At 39.1% G+C, this 17283-nt stretch carries 14 protein-coding genes and 14 tRNA genes; 2 read left to right on the top strand and 26 right to left on the bottom strand.

The window, feature by feature from the left end:
* Positions 1–12 precede the first annotated feature (12 nt).
* The 6 genes from D7I46_RS00250 to D7I46_RS00230 form a co-directional block, all read right to left on the bottom strand.
* A complete protein-coding gene (locus tag D7I46_RS00250) occupies positions 13–1116 on the bottom strand; it encodes a M20 family metallopeptidase (protein WP_120771046.1) in 1104 nt (367 codons plus the stop codon).
* Between the two features lie 45 nt (positions 1117–1161).
* The gene (locus D7I46_RS00245; protein ID WP_162930778.1) at positions 1162–1980 is read right to left on the bottom strand and encodes an ABC transporter substrate-binding protein; all 819 of its coding nucleotides are present in this window, start codon (positions 1978–1980) and stop codon (positions 1162–1164) included.
* A 140-nt stretch (positions 1981–2120) separates the two neighbouring features.
* The gene (gene uvrB / locus D7I46_RS00240) at positions 2121–4199 is read right to left on the bottom strand and encodes an excinuclease ABC subunit UvrB (protein ID WP_120771045.1); all 2079 of its coding nucleotides are present in this window, start codon (positions 4197–4199) and stop codon (positions 2121–2123) included.
* Positions 4200–4652, bottom strand: coding sequence for an RNA pyrophosphohydrolase (locus tag D7I46_RS00235; protein ID WP_120771044.1), 453 nt, complete (start codon positions 4650–4652; stop codon positions 4200–4202).
* The gene (locus D7I46_RS13610; protein WP_276116981.1) at positions 4649–4783 is read right to left on the bottom strand and encodes a hypothetical protein; all 135 of its coding nucleotides are present in this window, start codon (positions 4781–4783) and stop codon (positions 4649–4651) included. Before D7I46_RS13610 ends, D7I46_RS00235 begins: the two co-directional genes overlap by 4 nt.
* Positions 4784–4807: 24 nt before the next feature.
* A complete protein-coding gene (locus tag D7I46_RS00230; protein WP_120771043.1) occupies positions 4808–5092 on the bottom strand; it encodes an NUDIX domain-containing protein in 285 nt (94 codons plus the stop codon).
* 660 nt (positions 5093–5752) lie between these two features.
* On the opposite strand from D7I46_RS00230, the gene def reads away from it, so the two are divergent.
* The gene (gene def / locus D7I46_RS00225) at positions 5753–6343 is read left to right on the top strand and encodes a peptide deformylase (RefSeq protein WP_420844009.1); all 591 of its coding nucleotides are present in this window, start codon (positions 5753–5755) and stop codon (positions 6341–6343) included.
* A gap of 233 nt (positions 6344–6576) precedes the next feature.
* On the opposite strand, the gene gap is transcribed toward def, so the two are convergent.
* Complete coding sequence (gene gap, locus D7I46_RS00220) at positions 6577–7590, bottom strand: type I glyceraldehyde-3-phosphate dehydrogenase (protein WP_120771042.1); 1014 nt, start codon at positions 7588–7590, stop codon at positions 6577–6579.
* 586 nt (positions 7591–8176) lie between these two features.
* On the opposite strand from gap, the gene D7I46_RS00215 reads away from it, so the two are divergent.
* Positions 8177–8647, top strand: coding sequence for an Rrf2 family transcriptional regulator (locus D7I46_RS00215; protein ID WP_120771041.1), 471 nt, complete (start codon positions 8177–8179; stop codon positions 8645–8647).
* A 51-nt stretch (positions 8648–8698) separates the two neighbouring features.
* Here D7I46_RS00215 and D7I46_RS00210 read toward each other — a convergent pair whose 3' ends face one another.
* The 19 genes from D7I46_RS00210 to D7I46_RS00120 all read right to left on the bottom strand — a co-directional run bounded on the left by D7I46_RS00210 (position 8699) and on the right by D7I46_RS00120 (position 17281).
* Positions 8699–9145: a PepSY domain-containing protein gene (locus D7I46_RS00210; RefSeq protein ID WP_162930776.1), complete on the bottom strand. Its 447-nt coding sequence runs from the start codon at positions 9143–9145 to the stop codon at positions 8699–8701.
* A 211-nt stretch (positions 9146–9356) separates the two neighbouring features.
* A complete protein-coding gene (locus tag D7I46_RS00205) occupies positions 9357–11615 on the bottom strand; it encodes an ATP-dependent Clp protease ATP-binding subunit (protein WP_120771039.1) in 2259 nt (752 codons plus the stop codon).
* Between the two features lie 209 nt (positions 11616–11824).
* A complete protein-coding gene (locus tag D7I46_RS00200) occupies positions 11825–12151 on the bottom strand; it encodes a hypothetical protein (protein ID WP_120771038.1) in 327 nt (108 codons plus the stop codon).
* Between the two features lie 455 nt (positions 12152–12606).
* On the bottom strand, positions 12607–13950 hold the full coding sequence (rpoD, locus tag D7I46_RS00195; RefSeq protein ID WP_120771037.1) for an RNA polymerase sigma factor RpoD: 1344 nt from the start codon (positions 13948–13950) through the stop codon (positions 12607–12609).
* A gap of 53 nt (positions 13951–14003) precedes the next feature.
* Positions 14004–15878 (bottom strand): DNA primase, encoded by a 1875-nt coding sequence (gene dnaG / locus D7I46_RS00190; RefSeq protein WP_120771036.1) that lies wholly within the window; start codon positions 15876–15878, stop codon positions 14004–14006.
* Between the two features lie 102 nt (positions 15879–15980).
* Positions 15981–16068 (bottom strand) — tRNA-Ser (locus tag D7I46_RS00185).
* 37 nt (positions 16069–16105) lie between these two features.
* Positions 16106–16179 (bottom strand) — tRNA-Ile (locus tag D7I46_RS00180).
* 15 nt (positions 16180–16194) lie between these two features.
* Positions 16195–16265, bottom strand: a tRNA-Gly gene (locus D7I46_RS00175).
* Between the two features lie 12 nt (positions 16266–16277).
* A tRNA-Phe gene (locus D7I46_RS00170) sits at positions 16278–16350 on the bottom strand.
* 9 nt (positions 16351–16359) lie between these two features.
* Positions 16360–16433 (bottom strand) — tRNA-Ile (locus D7I46_RS00165).
* A 13-nt stretch (positions 16434–16446) separates the two neighbouring features.
* Positions 16447–16520 (bottom strand) — tRNA-Met (locus tag D7I46_RS00160).
* A gap of 34 nt (positions 16521–16554) precedes the next feature.
* Positions 16555–16628: transfer RNA gene (locus tag D7I46_RS00155), tRNA-Pro, on the bottom strand.
* Positions 16629–16633: 5 nt separating this feature from the next.
* Positions 16634–16707, bottom strand: a tRNA-Arg gene (locus D7I46_RS00150).
* A 41-nt stretch (positions 16708–16748) separates the two neighbouring features.
* Positions 16749–16820: transfer RNA gene (locus tag D7I46_RS00145), tRNA-Gly, on the bottom strand.
* Between the two features lie 21 nt (positions 16821–16841).
* Positions 16842–16914: transfer RNA gene (locus D7I46_RS00140), tRNA-Thr, on the bottom strand.
* 13 nt (positions 16915–16927) lie between these two features.
* Positions 16928–17009 (bottom strand) — tRNA-Leu (locus tag D7I46_RS00135).
* Between the two features lie 9 nt (positions 17010–17018).
* Positions 17019–17091 (bottom strand) — tRNA-Lys (locus D7I46_RS00130).
* Positions 17092–17108: 17 nt separating this feature from the next.
* Positions 17109–17181, bottom strand: a tRNA-Asp gene (locus tag D7I46_RS00125).
* A 27-nt stretch (positions 17182–17208) separates the two neighbouring features.
* Positions 17209–17281, bottom strand: a tRNA-Val gene (locus D7I46_RS00120).
* Positions 17282–17283: the final 2 nt, after the last annotated feature.

Here is a 17283-nt window from a genome sequence, read left to right as displayed (position 1 = left end):
AACATTTTTATTTTACTGCATCTGATGGATAAATTGCTTTAATAATTGAATATGTTTCTCCAAGTTCTCAATAATAAAATATTCATTAGCAACGTGTCCCTGATTATGCTCTCCCGGTCCAAATACTACTGTACTGATCCCAATATTTTCAAAAAAGCCTTGGTCATTTGAACCGACAGCAGCAGTCGTTGTCGCATCAGATAGCTCTTTTAATATTTCTACGAAAGGAGCCTGTCCATCTGTCAAGGTAGATAATACTGGAGTTACAATATTCTCATAAGTAAAGTTATATTTTTTACCTAACTCCTCCATGTAAGCTTCAAAAACCTCTTCCAACTCTGGCGTTAGACGACAATCTACTACTACATCTGCATAATCTGCTGTTTTATTTGGTGAACTTGAATCTCCAGCCTTAACGGACGTCGCTACAAATGACGGAACTCCTAAAACTTGATTTTTATACTTTTTCAAATCGTCAGCAATTGTATCAATATTTGCCAAAAACTGGCTCACTATCCCCAAAGCACTCAAGTTAAAATGCTCTTGATGTGAAGCATGACCTGCTTTTCCTGTAAAATGCAGTTTCATAAAATGATTGCCACGCTGTCCAACATAAATTTTATTCAAACTTGTTGGTTCTGAGATAATACAAACAGCAGATTGATAATCTGTGTTTTGAGCAAACCAGTTTGCGAAATCCTCCGAACCTTTACCGTCCAGCTCCTCATTTGCCGTGCCTACCACCCAAATATCCTGCGTGAGATTTTTGCCAATAAAATCAGCCGCAGCGCAGAGATTACCAGCATCTCCACCTTTCATATCGCTGACACCCAGACCAAAGATTTTCCCATCTTTGACCTGTGGCTCAGTCGGCGGGAAATCCCAATCTGCCAGATTTCCAGCAACCACTGTGTCAATATGCCCAGCCAAAACGATGGCTTTCTTAGCTTTCGGCTGTGCTTTAATCTGCCCAGCAACGAAACTTTTTTCACAGATGACAAAATCAAATTTTTTCGCTTTGAGCCACTGCTCAATGTACTCCAAAATCTCTTTTTCATTTCCCGATGCAGACGGAATTGACACCAATTTTTTTAATAATTCTACTGACTCTTCCATGACTCTCCTTATGCCTATTCACTTCTTATTTAATGAAACCTCAATCTATTTATTGGCTTCTGACAAGGCATAATTTTTCTGAATATCTTTATCAATTTGTCCATTTTTAAGTTGTTCTTTAATGACACTATTGACCACCTTTGTCAACTCTGATGAACCTTTAGGTAGAGCAACAGCAGAACCATAGCTATCTTTTGGCATTTTAAGTGTCACCTTTGAGATAGCTAAGTCAGGATTGGCAGCGACATAACTCTTTGCAATCAATTCTTCAATTACGGCACCTTGTACTTGTCCACCTTTGATTTCATTAATTTCATCACCAATCTGTGGTAATGCAATTTCAGCAGCACCTTTAAGCTGACTTGTCACTATTCCTTCTTGAATAGAACCTTTTTGTGCTGCGATTTTTTTACCTTTAAAATCTGATAGAGAAGTATATTTATTCAAATCAGATTTTTTAACGACTAGATAGTTATCCGATGAATAATATACATTTGAAAAATTAACACTTTTTTCACGAGAGGGTGTTTTTGAAATTCCAGAAATTGCGATATCTGCTTTTCCAGTCGTTAAGCTTGCCAGTACATTATTGAAGTCCATACTTTCAATTTGCACCTTAACTCCCAGCTTCTTACCGATTGCGTTGGCTAAATCAACATCTGAACCAACAATTGCATTTTTTCCATTTTTAATCATTTGAAATTCAAAGGGTGGATAGTCTGGTGACAGTGCAACTTTTAGTACTCCAGCTTTCTTAACTTTATCCAATTGACTACTTGAAGATGCATTTGCATTTCCACAAGCCGCCAAAGTCGCTACCGTTGCCAATCCAATTATTCCTAATGCAATTTTCTTAATGTTCATGTTTAAGCTCCTATTTTATAAATATAATAGGTATAATTATACACTTATAATTTACTGTGTCAAGTATTTTTATTGAAAAAATATAAAAAAATTCACCATAAAGTGAATTTTTATTATATTTATTATCAAATATTCTAGGATTAATCCATTGCACGAAGTTCCAATACCATATCTCTCAATTGGGCTGCCCCTTCGAAATCAAGTGCTGCTGCCGCTTCTTGCATTTCCTTTTCAAGTTTTGAAACTAAAGCTTTCCGCTCTTTCTTCGTCATTGCACTTGCATCGACTTCTTCTATTTCTCCTGATTCAGATTTCTTAGTAATTGCAATCAAATCACGAATTTCTTTGACAATCGTTTTTGGTACAATACCATGTTTTTCATTGTAAGCCATCTGGATTTCACGTCGCCGTGAAGTTTCATCTATCGCATGGCGCATACTGCGTGTAATCTTATATTTTTCGCCTTGATATTCTGTGAAATATCCTGTATCAAGAATTTCTTTGTCTGCTGGATCATTTTCATCAAGTGGTTTTGCCATATCTGAGTAGAGGATCACATGACCTTCACTATTACGAGCAGCACGACCAATTGTTTGAATCAGACCACGTTCATTACGTAAAAATCCTTCTTTGTCTGCATCAAGGATAGCAACTAAGCTCACCTCAGGAACATCAATTCCTTCACGTAACAGATTAATACCGACAAGTACATCAAAGACACCAAGCCTGAGATCACGAATAATTTCCGTTCGCTCTAAAGTCTTAATATCACTGTGCATATACTTGACCTTAATTCCCATTTCTTTAAAATAAGCAGTTAAATCTTCTGACATTTTTTTAGTAAGTGTCGTAACAAAAACACGCTCATTTTTTTCTGCTCGCTTGTTAATTTCTCCAACCAAATCATCAATCTGTCCCATCATCGGACGAACCTCAACAACTGGGTCAAGAAGTCCTGTTGGTCTGATGATTTGCTCAACAATTGTGTCAGTTTGTTCCATCTCATAATCCCCTGGTGTTGCTGAAACATAAACAATCTGATGCACATGACTTTCAAATTCTTCACGCTTTAATGGGCGATTATCAAGTGCTGAAGGAAGACGGAAACCATAATTACAGAGCATTTCCTTACGCGCACGGTCACCATTATACATCCCTTTGACCTGCCCCATCGTCATGTGGCTCTCGTCAATCATGATGAGAAAATCGTCGGGGAAAAAGTCCATCAGTGTGTAAGGTGGCTCGCCCTCAGCGCGTCCGTCCATATGTCGCGAGTAGTTTTCGACACCGTTACAATAGCCCATTTCGCGAAGCATTTCAATGTCGTAGTTAGTGCGTTGCTCTAGGCGCTGTGCTTCAAGCAATTTGCCTTCGTCACGGAATTTTTTAAGTTGCTGTTGCAATTCTGCTTCAATAGTAGCAATCGATTCTTCCATGCGTTCATCATTTGTCATAAAGTGAGTCGCTGGGAAGATGGCGAGGTGATCGACTTCGCCCAAAACTTGACCTGTCAGCGCTTCTATTTCACGGATTCGGTCAATTTCGTCGCCAAAAAATTCGACACGGAAAGCGTGTTCATCACGACTGGCGGGAAAAATTTCAACCACATCGCCACGCACGCGAAAACGCCCACGTTGGAAATCAATATCATTGCGTTCAAATTGGATGCCGACAAGGTCATTGAGGAGTTTGTCGCGGGAAATCTCTTGCCCTGGACGCAAGGAAACCACGCTGTCTTGGTATTCCTTGGGCGAGCCTAATCCGTAAATGCAGCTGACGGAAGCAACGACAATCACATCATTACGCTCAAGAAGGCTGGAAGTCGCGCTGTGACGCAGTTTGTCAATCTCGTCATTGACCGAGCTGTCTTTTTCAATATAGGTGTCGGAGCTTGGCACGTAAGCCTCTGGCTGGTAATAATCGTAATAGCTGACGAAATATTCAACGGCATTGTTGGGGAAAAATTCTTTGAACTCGCTGTAAAGCTGACCTGCAAGCGTTTTATTGTGCGCCATGACGAGCGTAGGTTTGCCTGTGCGTGCGATGACTTGGCTCATCGTGTAAGTCTTGCCTGTCCCTGTCGCGCCGCGGAGAATCTGGGCTTTCTCGCCGTTTTCAATATTTTCTACAAGTTCTTCGATGGCTTCGCCTTGGTCGCCTGCTGGGCTGTATTTACTAACGAGGTCAAATTTGTTGGTGGTGATACGTTCTATTGGCATTTATAAATATCCTTGTTCTTTAAAATAGTTAAGTGCAGTTTGATAGACTTCTGTCTTAAAAGTAAAGTCCATTTTCATTATTTCATCAAATGACAGAAATTTATAGGTTAAAAATTCTATTTCTTCTGGATGACTATTAAAGTCTATCTTTGCTGCATCATGCAGCTTAATCAAAAAATAGTATTGCTCTTGTCCTGCATAAGTCCATGTTGGAAATTCCATATCTACCGGAAAGTCATATTTCAAGGTACCAGGATATTGGGCGATAAGGTCAAATTCATTAGTTGCAAGCTCTTCCATTATCTCACGATAGAGTGCTTCCTCTGGTGTCTCTCCTTTATCAATGCCGCCTTGTGGGAAACCCCATGCCATCTTGTCAGCCCGCTCCCCAAGCCAAATTTTGTGTTCACTATTGATAATGATTGCTGCAACATTTTTACGATATTCTTTCATTTTCTAATCTGCTCCTTAAAACTTTCCAGCGCTTTAAGATAATTTTTCTGTTCCATGTTTAAATCATAATTTTTGATTTCGTCAGCACTGACAAAGCTGTAAGACAACCATTCAGGTTCGTCAGTAACCAAATTAATTTTTGATAAGTCCGTCAGTCAAACGAGATAAAACTGCTGCGCTTGACCGAGATAATTTTGCTGTTTGTTTTTTGGAAAATCATAATATAGTATTTCTGTCAGCGCTAACAGAATTGTAAAATCATCTGTACCTATCTCCTCACGAAATTCGCGACGCAAAGCTGCCTCATTTGTTACATCAATGGCTTCAATTCCTCCTTGCACAAATCCATAAGTTTTTGGTGCATAAGAACGCTCACCTAGCCAAATTTTATGCTCGCTATTGACAATAACTGCTGCGACACTTTTTCTGTAAGTTTTCATTTTATCACCTCAAATGCGCACTGATATGCTCCACTTTTTCATGAAGTCAAGACTTATTCAACAGGAGTTTCAACTCCTGCTGAATTAAGATACAACCTCTAGGTGTAACAGCTAAGCGACCTGTACGCAGCTAAAGCTGCAACAGTCTGCTTAACATCTTCAATATGAGGTTATCTTGTCCCAGAAGCCTAAACTAGGGAATCCGGACGAAATCCAAAGCTAGTGCTGTTTCATCCCCTACTTAGAGATATACTAGTTGTTACATCTGGGTAGAAGAGGGGTGTTGCGATTGCGACTAGTCGCTTCAGCGACGTAGCGAGCATTGACAGCGTAGCCTAAAAGGCGGTGTTAGCACGCACTTACTTCGATAAAACTACTGACAGGACTGAGCTTCCGATTTATTTCCAATGTCATTTTTCTGTCAGTAACGTTTCAAACAGCGAATACTGACAGAATTCCATAATACAATTTTACCATTTTCGTCAGTAAAAATATGATATAATTAGTTTATATTTAAAAAATACTTGTTGGGTTCAAATGCTTTAAAAGTACACCCAATGTTTAGACAAGGACTAAAAAATGACTGGTGAAGAGATAAATAATAAATTAAGTCAACTGACTCCTGACGAAATTCAACAAAATTTGATTACGGCAAGTCATATGATTGATATGGATGATATTGTTCGTGAAGGTTTTTCTACTTTACGTGAAGTTGCTTCTGACGTCACATTCCCATTATCAGATGAAGACATCCTCTTAGGCGAAAAAATGCTACAGTTCTTGCACCATTCGCAAGACCCCGTAATGAGTGAAAAATTGGGACTTCGTGGTGGCGTTGGACTAGCTGCAAATCAGCTTGGACTGCTCAAAAAAGTAATTGCTGTTTTAATTCCTAATGAACCTGAGTTCGATGAAGAAGACAATGAAATTGCACCCAAAGAAGCCTATAAGATGCGCGAAATTATGTATAATGCTAAAGTCATTAGCCATTCTGTTCAAGACGCTGCGGTTGAAGGTGGGGAGGGATGTCTTTCCGTTGATCGTGAGGTGCCAGGTTATGTCGTTCGTCATGCGCGTGTTACCGTAGAATACATCAATAAAGACGGAGAAAAGAAAAAGATTCGCCTTAAAGATTTTCCAGCCATTTGTGTCCAACATGAAATTGACCACACTAATGGTATCATGTTCTACGACCATATTAACATGAACGACCCTTGGGAAATCAAAGATGGAATGCTTGTTGTCAAATAATTCTCCAATATTTGCTGGCACACTCTATTACTACTATCATTAAAAGTTACTGACAGAATTTTTGTCAGTAACTTTTAATCGTAAATAAGCTAAAAACGTTCTGTCAGTGTACTGACAGAGCGTTTTATTTATTATAATTAATTGGTTATACTGACTTTCACAGTAAAGTTATAAAAGATTAATCTCGCTTCAATCCCCACTCTCTCAAAGTGGAATAAAGCTAATTCTAGCTTTTATTTTCCAAGTTTTGCGAGATACTCAAGAGTGCGGATAAGTTGAGCAGTAAAACTCATTTCATTGTCATACCAAGCAGCAGTTTTTACCAACTGACCACCATCTTTAAGATCTGTAACCTCCGTCAATGTTGCATCAAATAATGAACCATAAGTCATCCCAATGATGTCGCTTGAAACAATCGGATCTACATTATATCCAAAGCTTTCATTAACCGCAGCTTTCATCGCTGCATTGATTTCATCAACAGTGACGTGTTTTTCTAGCACTGTAACAAGCTCTGTGATTGAGCCAGTAGGCGTTGATACACGTTGCGCATGACCTTTCATCAGCCCTTCAAGTTCTGGCAATACCAGTCCAATTGCTTTTGCAGCACCACTTGATGCGGGAACAATATTTTCAGCGGCAGCACGCGCACGACGGAAGTCTCCACCACGGTGTGGACCATCAAGTGTCATTTGATCTCCTGTATAACTGTGGACAGTCGTCATTGTACCACCTTTGACTCCAAAATTCTTATTTAAGACATCGGCCATTGGTGCTAAGCTATTTGTCGTACAAGAACCTGCAGAAATTACTGTTTCACTTCCGTCAAGAATGGTATGATTCGTATTAAAGACAACAGTCTTCACATCATTTCCTCCAGGAGCTGTAATGACTACTTTTTTTGCTCCTCCTGGATGCAAATGTTTTTCAGCCTTTTCTTTTGTAGCAAAGAATCCTGTTGCTTCGAGTACAATCTCAACACCTGAATCCGCCCATTTAATGTCTTCTGGATTGCGTTCTGCCGTCACCTTGATAAATTTACCATTTACCTCAAAGCCGTCATCTTTAACTTCGACTTTTCCATCAAATCTCCCCTGAGTGGTGTCATATTTGAGCAAATGAGCAAGCATCGCTGGATCAGTAAGGTCATTGATATGAGTAACTTCAACACCCTCAACATTTTGAATACGACGTAATGCAAGGCGCCCAATACGCCCAAAACCATTAATACCAACTTTAACTACCATGATGTAGTCCTCCGTTTTTAAAATTTTTGATACCAAATTTACCTATAGCTGGATAAAATCATCAGCTATATCTTATCACTTCAAAGTCTTGTTTCAATTTCAATTATTATTTTACTTTAAAGTAATGCTCATATTATTTATTGATAAATAGTATAAGATGAGTTCTTTCACTTTTTTTGCTATAATTAAAGGAAGTCAATTATAGCTATTAGAGATATTTCTTATCTCTAATATAGATAATACTACTTTTTACATTCTCTGTCAACTTTCTACTACTATTTCTCGTGCTTAAAGCATTGTATCAAGGCTGTGAATGAGAAAGGTATCGCTTTTTCCAAGTTGCTCAAGCCACGCACTTTGTGCGCCATTCTGCAAATGGTCTACGTTCGTTTTTGCTTAGCGAGCAAAGCTTGCAGGAGCAAAAGGCAAAGCACCTCAACCGACTAAAGTCGGAAGCTCAAATCGCAAGCCCTAAAGCGCTAAGACCCTAGGGCAAAGCAGAGCCTAGTGTTGCTTATCCCGCCACTTTTGAGATGTGGGGGAATTAGCACACACTTGCTAAGTTAAAATTTTTAAGGAGTTTATTATGAAATTATCATCTGGTTGGGAACAATCTATTTATGTTCTGCTCATTTTAGCACGACTTCCTGAAAATCGTACAATGAGTTCTCTCTCTCTTGCCAATCGTTTAAAAGTTTCTCCCTCTTATCTAAAAAAGATTATCAAGTCACTTGTTGATGAAGGACTTTTGCGCTCAACGCCAGGTAAAAATGGTGGTTTTTCACTAAATAAACCATTGAACGACATTAGTTTCTATGATGTTTTTCTTGCAATTGAAGGGCGAGGAAAAATTTTTCAAAGTCAAGGTTTACTACAAAATTTCATTGGTGCTGAGTCTGGAAAAGCCCAACGTTGTGCTATCACAACTGCATTAGACGAAATCGAAAATACTCTTGTTTCAACTTTATCAAATGTTTCTCTCGCTCAAGTCGCAGAAGAAACACAATACAACTACAATCTTGGATATCTGGATGAGTGGATTGATGAAATAAATTAAAATAACATAAAAAGTTACTGACAGAAATTCTGTCAGTAACTTTTTATCATTCTACCACTTTTCAAATTTAATGATATTTCCATTTTCTACGTCAATGTAGTATTCAATAGACTGCCCATTACTGCGGAATTCTAATTCCCATACTCTTCGACCATATTCTGTACCAATTCCCGAATCAGCATGAAATTGGGCATTAATCCCACGCGCCTTCAAATCAGCTTCAGCAATTTCACGAGCGCGCACTAAAGTAATTGCACCTGTCGTGTTTTGGTCAGCTGTTGTTTGACCATTGTCAGTATTAGTATTATTGTCAGCAGCATTAGCATTTCCGTCAGTATTGTCGGCGAGTGGAACATTTACAGCCCCAGTATCAATCTGAGCTGTGCTACGTAATCCAAAAACGCTTAGAAAATCCCATTGATAAGCTGACATATATCCTGCTCCCCAACCAATCATAAGTGAGACCCCGATAACTATTATCCATTTTATTACCTTCATCTCGTCTCCTTTCATTCTCATTTATAATTTTAACATATGAGAATTAAATGAGAAAATGATTTGAAAATCTTATCATCATGCAAAAAGCGAACTGAATATCTATCAGTTCGCTTTTATATTTCTGTCAGTACTGACAGACTCAGAAAAATCTTATCAGTTTCTTCTATCATCTGATGTTTGAATCCATCAACATTTGACGCTACTTTTCAACCTACTCTGCTGAAATTTCTTCATCCGCCGTTTCAGCAGGTTCCTGTGCTTGATTTGAAATTACAATCTCATCATCAATCAAATCAGCAACCAAGTTTTTATATTCTGGATGTTCGATGTAAAAATCAGCAATCGCATCTTCTATATGATCTTGAATCGTTCTACGAAGTGGGCGCGCACCCATCGCTGGGTCATATCCGAGGTCAACTAATTTTTCCTTAACAGTCTGTGTCACTTCAAGATGAATTTCATTGCGACCAATTTGTTCGTTAACTTCAGCAAGCATCAAATCCACAATCTTCAACAGATTTTCCTTAGATAAAGCAGAAAATTCGATGATACCATCAAAACGATTCATGAACTCAGGACTGAAGAAATCACCAAGTTGTCCAAGCACTGAATTCGTCCGACCTTCGCGTGCTGCACCAAAACCAACGTTGGCTTCAGCCTTACCTGTACCAGCGTTTGATGTCATGATGATAATAGCATCTTTAAAGCTAACTGTACGTCCTTGAGCATCCGTTAAACGTCCATCATCAAGGATTTGCAAGAACATATGCATCACATCTGGATGAGCTTTCTCAATCTCATCAAGCAAAATCAGAGTGTAAGGATTACGTCTTACTTGTTCAGTCAATTGCCCCGCTTCCTCATAGCCGACATATCCTGGAGGCGCTCCAATCAATTTCGCCACACTATGTTTTTCCATGTATTCCGACATATCAAAACGAACCATACTATCTGCTGAACCAAAAAGTTCTTGTGCCAATTGTTTAGCAAGCTCCGTCTTACCAACACCAGTAGGCCCAACAAAGAGAAAAGAACCAATTGGGCGGTTGGGTTTGCCCAAACCAACACGACTCCGACGAATAGCTTTAGAAATCTTATCTACTGCTTCATCTTGCCCAATGACGTGTGCTTTCAAGTCTTCTGCCAAATGAATCAGCTGAGTCTGTTCCTTTTCTTTCAAATCGCCGACAGGGATGTGCGTTTTTTGTTCAACAATCTGTTCAATGTCTTTTTCTGTAATCACAGGAATTTCATCGTCTGAAACTTCATGATTTTGCAATTCACGCAATTTCGCAATCTGGTCACGGAAATGAGCTGCCTTTTCAAAATCTTCAGTACGCATCGCTCCATTTTTTTGTTGTTCTGCTTGATTAATCCGATTTTTGATATCCTCAGGGTCGACAAATTTCAAAGTTAAATTTTTCTTTGAACCTGATTCATCCAAAAGGTCAATCGCCTTGTCTGGCAAGAAACGGTCTTGGATATAGCGATTAGACAAATGTGCCGCTGCTTCAATCGCTTCATCTGTATATTTTACATGATGATAATCTTCGTAGCGCGGTTGAATTCCCCGCAAAATCGTGATTGTTTCATCAACTGAAGGCTCATCAACCTTCACAGGCTGCATCCTACGCTCAAGCGCTGCATCTTTTTCAATAATCCGATATTCGTTAAGCGTTGTAGCTCCAACTAATTGTAGCTCACCACGGGCAAGTGCAGGTTTTAGGATATTTCCAGCATCCATATTTCCATCACCAGCAGAGCCAGCACCAACAATTTCATGGATTTCGTCAATGAACATGATGACATCATTGCGCTTTCTGATTTCATCCATCAGTTTTTGCATTCGTTCTTCAAATTGTCCACGAATACCTGTGCCTTGCACTAGACTGACCACATCAAGTCGGATGACTTCTTTATTCTGCAACTTTTGTGGAACATCTCCATCCACAATCTTTTGCGCCAAACCTTCAACAACTGCTGTTTTACCAACACCAGGTTCTCCAATCAACACAGGATTATTTTTCGTCCGTCGATTGAGAATTTCAATGACACGTTTAATTTCTTCATCACGACCGATGACAGGGTCAATTTCGCCACGACGTGCGCTATCTGTCACATTAATTCCAAATTCTTCAAGCATTCCCTTAGGCTGTTTAGTTCTAGGATTTTGCGGACCCCGCGGACCACGCCCTCCTGCTTGAGTAGGAGGAACTGGATTTTGAGGTGTACCTGGCCCATTTGGCAAATCATTACCATGTAATGCACTAAAAATATCATTAAATGGGTTGAATGGTTCGTCCATATCTCCCCTAGTACCATTATTATTTGTACCGAATAGCGCCTCTTGTCCACCAGATTTCATGATTTGATAACAATTTTGGCAAAGGTCTGTTTGTTTTTTCTGACCATTAACATTTGTATAGAGGTGAATGGTCGCCTCGTTGATATTACAATTTTGACAAAGCATAGCTTTCCTCCTATAATCCAAGGAGCTATTAGAAAATTCAAAAATAGAAAATTGCAATTCTATTTTGCCAACTTCTAATACTCCAATTCGTTTTTTAAATGAGTGATAATCCATTTGATGAGAATAACCTTAGAAGATATGGTATTTTCAAATACCACTTCCTACAATGAGTCTAAGAAAAAATGTCTATCTTTTACAGACCAACTACTTTATCCTAAATTAAAATCAGAATCGACTTCAATATAAATATGCCTATATTTAAAATCTTTAGTAGTGATAACAAGCACATGGGCATTATTTTTTACATCCCAAAACTCATTTTCTCCATTTTCACGGAACCAACCACCGTAGTACCAAGCATTTATTCCCATCACTTTGGTATAAAATCTGGGCTTTTTCAAATCAGAAACCAACTCAATTTTTTCAACTTGCCAAGGTTCAATAAGTAGATGCCGTCGCATTGAAAGCATTTTTCTTGCCCCTTCAAGTTCAATATCAATTGCTCCATTTGAGTCAATATAAACAGAACTCGTCATTGCTCCTCCTTCTCAAACCTGTCAGCACTGACAACGATTACCCTTATTTTACATCAAATTTTAAGAATCAAAGTATCTTATCCGATTAACTTATAAAAAAGTTTGACCATTTTTGACCTTTGATAAATTTATTATAATCATTTTCTTTTAAATTAGCAAATCATTTGATTAATCTGAGAAAATATTTTTCTGCCAGCACTGACGTAAGATTACTGATATTGTTTGATTTCTAACAATTCTTTTAGAAATTAATATGTGCATAAACACAGCAACACTTTCTTTTGTTTGATGCTATTCCTCATGTTCCTGAATAAGAAAAATTCGTTTATCTAATCAAATATAAAAATACACTAAGTGATAACAAAAAACTTACTGACAAAATTCTGTCAGTAAGTTTTTAATTCATTAATCTCAATGTAGTAGAAATACTTTTATCTCTGCACTAACCACTTAATTTACATAAAATCACGTAGTGGTTTAGAACGACGAGGATGACGCAATTTTTTGATTGCTTTTGCTTCAATCTGACGAATACGTTCCCGTGTTACTTTAAATTGCTTACCAACATCTTCTAACGTATGCATACGACCATCATCGAGCCCAAAACGCATTCGCAGAACGTTTTCCTCACGGTCAGTCAATGTGTCCATGACCTCATCAAGTTGCTCACGCAACAAAACGCGATTCGTATAATCTACTGGAGATTCAATCACATCATCTTCGATGAAATCGCCAAGATGAGAATCATCTTCTTCACCAATAGGTGTTTCAAGCGATACAGGTTCTTGTGCAATTTTTAAAACTTCACGCACTTTATCTGGTGCCATATGCAACTCTTTCCCAATTTCCTCAGGTGACGGATCACGTCCAAGGTCTTGCAAAAGATTACGTTGCACACGAATTAATTTATTGATTGTTTCAACCATATGCACTGGAATACGAATTGTACGCGCTTGGTCTGCAATCGCACGCGTAATCGCTTGGCGAATCCACCATGTTGCATAAGTTGAGAACTTGAAACCTTTTGTGTGGTCAAACTTATCAACAGCCTTCATCAAGCCCATGTTTCCCTCTTGGATGAGATCCAAAAATTGCATCCCGCGTCCAGAATAACGCTTCGCGATTGAAACAACCAAACGTAAATTTGCTTCAGCCAACATTTGTTTAGCAAATTCAGCTTCTTCACCACCTGCAATGATTGCCTCGGCCAACTTCGTTTCTTCCTCAAGAGAAATCAATGGATAACGACCTATTTCCTTCAAATACATACGGACTGGGTCATCAATACGGACATTTGTGACAATCTCATCCATCGCATTATCAGATAAATCTTCTTGCTCCGCTTCCTCCGTAACAAGTGCCAATGGACTTGGATTTCCTTCCTTATCAACGATAGAAATTCCTGCATCTTGAATTTGTTTAAACAAATCTTCAAGTGCATCATCCAAGATACCAAATTTCACGGACAATTCATCCATGATTTCAATATCTAATGCTTCACCAAGCGGTTTACGCTTCGCGATATAATCTTTCACGGCCTTTTCATAAGCCTTCATATCAAAAACTTCGCCATTTTCTTTGACTTCAACTTTTGCCAAAGCATCTGAAACCGCCATTTTTTCGACAACCACTGGCTTAACATCCAAAGCTTCAAGAAGTCGGCGTTCTTCACCAGGACCAATAGAGCTTGAGTGTGATTTTACAAGTAAGCCAATTTCTTGTGCTTTTTCTACTAGCACACGGTTTTGAACACCAGTTTCTTTTGAAATTTGACTAATTCTTTTCTTATTTCCTGCCAATTCAACCCTCCTCAATGGTTAAAACTGCTGTCAGTACTGACAGCACTAAAAAATTATAATAATTTTTTCTTCTGATTAATAATTTGAAGCGTTAATTCCAACTCACGTTCCTTATTTCCAGCTTTTTTAGCTACTTCCAATTGAGCGATTAATTCTTCAAATTTTAGCTGCTCCATTTCTTTTGAAAAAATAGCAACCAAATCATTTATCTCTAAACTTGATGCCGATTCTGGCAAATCCAAACCTATAATCTGATAAAGCAAGCTTCTCTCATCTCCCTCAAGTTCACTTGCAAGATGAGAATAATCAATCTCCTCAAATGCCATTCCTTCAAGCATAACTCTATCAAATAAATCTTGATAACGCTTATGAACGAATCTAAAATTTTCATCTTGGGCAAATTTTTTCAAAACGGCCGAATGATTAATCATGCGATTCAATAATTGCTCCTCCGCTCGCTCAATTCTGGATAATTTTGGAACGTTTGTAATAGCAGCATTTGAAAAATTTCTTTCATCACTATTACCAAATCCTGCAAAATACCCTTCATCGAAACTTTCAGGAGCAGGTGGCACAAATTCCGGGAAATCACTTTCGTCAGTGCTGACGAAACTGCTGTCAGTACTGACCATATTTTCCCGTCTCAAATTTACCGCGCGTTCCACTTGATTATACTCGAAATCAGGTAAAATCTCAACTAATTTCCTTACATAAGCATCTTGCGCAGTAATTGATGGAATTCGTGCAATCATTGGGGCAATTTTCTCAATAAAATCAAGTTGCACTTGTAAATTTGATAAATTCTCTGGCCTTAAAAATTCAATTAAAAACTCTATTGGTTGAATTCTACCAGAAACCATCAACCGTGATAATCCCTCAGCACCATAGGATTTATAGTATTCATCTGGGTCAAGACCCTCTGGTACCTTGACAATTTGAACACTTGCCTCCCCAATTAAATTCATAGCTTTATAAATTGCATTTTGACCAGCTGAATCTCCATCATAAACTAATACGAAATTTTTTGCAATTTGTTTCAATCGCCGCACATGTTTCTCAGTTAAGGCAGTCCCCATCGAAGCAACCACATTTGTCACCCCAGCTTTATAGGCCGCAATAACATCCATGAAGCCTTCCATCAGATAAACTTCATGATTTCTGCTAATCGTAGGTTTAGCCTTATCAAAATTCCATAATTCATATGACTTATCAAAAATTGGTGTTACAGAAGTATTCACATACTTTGCTTTTGACGCGTCATTCTCTTGCCATTTTCTTCCAGAAAAACCAATAGTATGACCGTATTCATTAGTAATCGGGAACATAATACGGTTTGAAAAAGCATCAAAAACCTTATTATTAGAAAAATGAAATAGCCCAGAATTCGCCAAAATCTCCTCATCAAATTTATTAGATAAATTCTTATAGATAAAATCTTCCTCATCCGGAGCCAACCCAATGTTGAATCTCTTGATAATATCTAAAGAAATTCCTCTATCTAAAAGATATTTCCGAGCCGACTCTCCCAATTCAGTTGACATCAACAATATATTATAAAGTCTAGCCGCCTGATTGTGAATCTCATACAAAGGATCATTAGGATCTTTCTTCTCCTCCTTATTATCATTATCAGAAATATTAAGCTGGACACCCGCGAAATCAGCTAACTCTTTGATGGCATCAACAAATCCAATCTGCTTGTATTCTTTCAAAAATTCAATTGCATCACCTGACTTACCACAACCAAAACAATGATAAAATCCTTTTTCTGCATTTACATTAAAAGAAGGAGTTTTCTCCCCATGAAAAGGACATAGCCCAATAAAATTTTTACCATTTCGAGAAAGAGCCACATACTGTGAAATCAAATCTGCGATATTCACCTGTGACTTTAACATATTAACTTCATCAGTTTCTAGAAAAGCCATTTACACCTCCTTCCCATCATACCATACATAGGAGTAACCAACCGCATATTCCACAGTCTATAAAGTCCAAAAGACGTCTATTAGACAATAGACGTCAAACAAAGGGGAGTAAGGGATTCGAACCCTCGCGCCGGTTTCCCGACCTAACGATTTAGCAAACCGTCCTCTTCAGCCTCTTGAGTAACTCCCCACAGGCTTATTCACAATGTAAAGATCCTAAGACCATATGGGAATTCCAGGATTCGAACCTGGGACCCCTGCGTTATCAACACAGTGCTCTAACCAACTGAGCTAAACTCCCAAAATATTTATTTTAAGCGGATGACGAGAATCGAACTCGCGTAGCCAGCTTGGAAGGCTGGGGTTCTACCATTAAACTACATCCGCTAATTAAAGAAATGGCGCGAGACGGAATCGAACCGCCGACACATGGAGCTTCAATCCATTGCTCTACCAACTGAGCTACCGAGCCAAAAATTAATGGATCTTGCTGGACTCGAACCAGCGACCGATCGGTTATGAGCCGATAGCTCTAACCAACTGAGCTAAAGATCCAGCTGATAAAGTATAGCGGCGAAGGGGATCGAACCCCCGACCTCTCGGGTATGAACCGAACGCTCTAGCCAGCTGAGCTACACCGCCATATTGACCTAAGTCAAATGATGCAAAACATCAATCGGGAAGACAGGATTCGAACCTGCGACACCTTGGTCCCAAACCAAGTACTCTACCAAGCTGAGCTACTTCCCGTTATATGCAAGCGGTAGGATTCGAACCTACAACCGCCTGATTCGTAGTCAGGTACTCTATCCAGTTGAGCCACGCCTGCAAATAACACTATACTATATAGATACTAGCAACAACTAGTAAAGCGAACGACGAGATTCGAACTCGCGACCCCAACCATGGCAAGGTTGTGTTCTACCCCTGAACTACGTTCGCAACGCTTGTGTCTTCCGACAATGCCGACTACATGATTCGAACACGCGACCCTCTGATTACAAATCAGATGCTCTACCAACTGAGCTAAGTCGGCTAATACCTAAAAATGCGGATGAAGGGACTTGAACCCCCACGCTGTTAAGCGCTAGATCCTAAATCTAGTGCGTCTGCCAATTCCGCCACATCCGCGAGGAATTATGACCCGTGCTGGGCTCGAACCAGCGACCCTTTGATTAAAAGTCAAATGCTCTACCAACTGAGCTAACGAGTCATTAGTCTATCGACTAACGGTTCCGACGGGAATCGAACCCGCGATCTTCGCCGTGACAGGGCGACGTGATAACCGCTACACTACGGAACCTATTCAAATAAAGGCTGAACCAACCTATGGGAGTTAACGGGATCGAACCGCTGACCCTCTGCTTGTAAGGCAGATGCTCTCCCAGCTGAGCTAAACTCCCCA

Origin of the sequence: Lactococcus allomyrinae, assembly GCF_003627095.1 — a bacterium.
GTDB classification, from domain to species: Bacteria; Bacillota; Bacilli; order Lactobacillales; family Streptococcaceae; genus Lactococcus; species Lactococcus allomyrinae.
This window is presented reverse-complemented; position numbering and strand designations above follow the sequence as displayed.